The 1,614-nt window shown below is 58.7% G+C and carries 2 pseudogenes; both read right to left on the bottom strand.

Features of this window, described 5'->3' with window-relative positions:
• Positions 1-102 precede the first annotated feature (102 nt).
• Positions 103-797 (bottom strand): annotated as a pseudogene (locus tag ACXJ7R_RS32085) (IS110 family transposase).
• A gap of 630 nt (positions 798-1,427) precedes the next feature.
• A pseudogene (locus ACXJ7R_RS32080) lies at positions 1,428-1,614 on the bottom strand (hypothetical protein); the annotation flags it as partial.

The following is a 1,614-nucleotide window of genomic DNA, read 5'->3' as shown; positions in this document are numbered from 1 at the left end:
CAGTACGAGTGTCTCAGCGAGCTCGCCTCATCCATCGTCCTGCGAAGGACGTCCGTCCGCCAGCGAGCGGAACTCTGTCTCTCTCCTTTCTGGCCTTCTAGATCAGGTGGCTGACGCCATGGTTTCCCTCGTCCAGCGGAACTCGGTGCCGTCCAGCCACATGCGATGCATGACGACTGCCAGGCGACAATTGCTTTGCGCATCCCGCGCCGCTTGGCGACGTTCATCGCCGAGGCCTTGAGCCACGACCATTTCGTCACGCGAGTCATCAGCGTTTGTGGTGCCTGATAGAGCAACGTCCGCATCATGCCGTCCCCGCACAGGGATATGCATCCAACGCGCTTGCTTTCTGCGCAGAAGACCGCGGATGTCGTTCTCGATGGCGATCGCCTTTCCCTACGGCAGCTTGCGGGCCGTCAAGAGTGCCCGCCGCTTCTGGCTTGTGAGCGACTCACATGCACCGGGCGGTACAGGTTGACTCGCATCATCTGCGCGATGCCGCGCGCGTCAATGCGATCGGTCGGTCTTGTTCGGCTGCTCAGGAACGCTTTCACATGACGCGTCTCGATGCAGATGACCGGCAACCCGGCGCACGCCAGCCCCTCGAAAAGCSATTGCGACATGGGCCCGGCCTCGAGRCCGACCCGTTCAATGGTCAAGGCAGGATCCTTCAGGACGGCKARGAGAYCGTCGCAGTGGCTGWCGACCTTCACCTCRCGGCAGATCCTGCYAGATTCATCGACAATRCAAACCGCSGTCTCTTTCACCGCGACRTCGAGGCCGATWAAGTGCTTCATGCTGCGCTTCCTTTCCTGATGCTTGTGGCTGTTTGGACAGACCCCCGTTCTATCATCAGCTCGAAGCSCAGCACCTTCCTGCGTCACCATTGAAGAAGGGGCGCAAGCCGAATACCCCATCTACTGAGATCAATCCTGTTTGCGGCGACCCTTAAACGGAGCTCCATTGGGATCTGGTCCGGCTTTTTCGGCTGCTCGGATTGCAAGGCCGCTGGGCGCGACCGCCGGCCGCAAGCAGCAACCAAGTCCGAGACCAGTAGCATGTCGTCGGATCGCTCTTCCATCAATTGCTCGATGGTGAATTCGGCCGGGCCCTCGGCTCATCTAAGTGTTTCTTTCGCGCCGAGATTGGTGCAATGCAAACACTTAATCATTCATCTCTTCGGCAGATAGCCCTTATCGCGCAGGCTGACGACCGGCCCAATCTCATTATTTTGGCAAGCGCTCAAGTGTCGCTGCGCGCGCCATTTGCGAAGCGTACCCCCAACGCCATATCTGTCAATGCGATTGCGGTGCCAGGCCTATCGTCGCAGAGCCCGCTTGCCTCAGATGCAATAGCAGCTGCGGCTGAAAGTTCTTCCCAGGACACACGGGACGAAGGAACGCCGCTCCCCGCAATCGCAGTCTGCCTCAGTGCCACATTCTCTCTCTGAGCCAATTAAAGAACCTGTTGCCACCGATTATCCGGCGGACCCTTGCAGCAACCCATTGCCCTCTCATCGTAGTCCCGACATGACAACTRCAGACGACGTCGTGCAATTGCCATTCAGTCAGTTCGAAGAAGCGCTTGGCTTCCCCATAGGTATCATCCTTCAGG

This window comes from Mesorhizobium sp. P5_C1 (assembly GCF_054049815.1).
The sequence above is the reverse complement of the archived record's forward strand: the minus strand, read 5'-3'. Positions and strand labels throughout refer to the sequence as shown.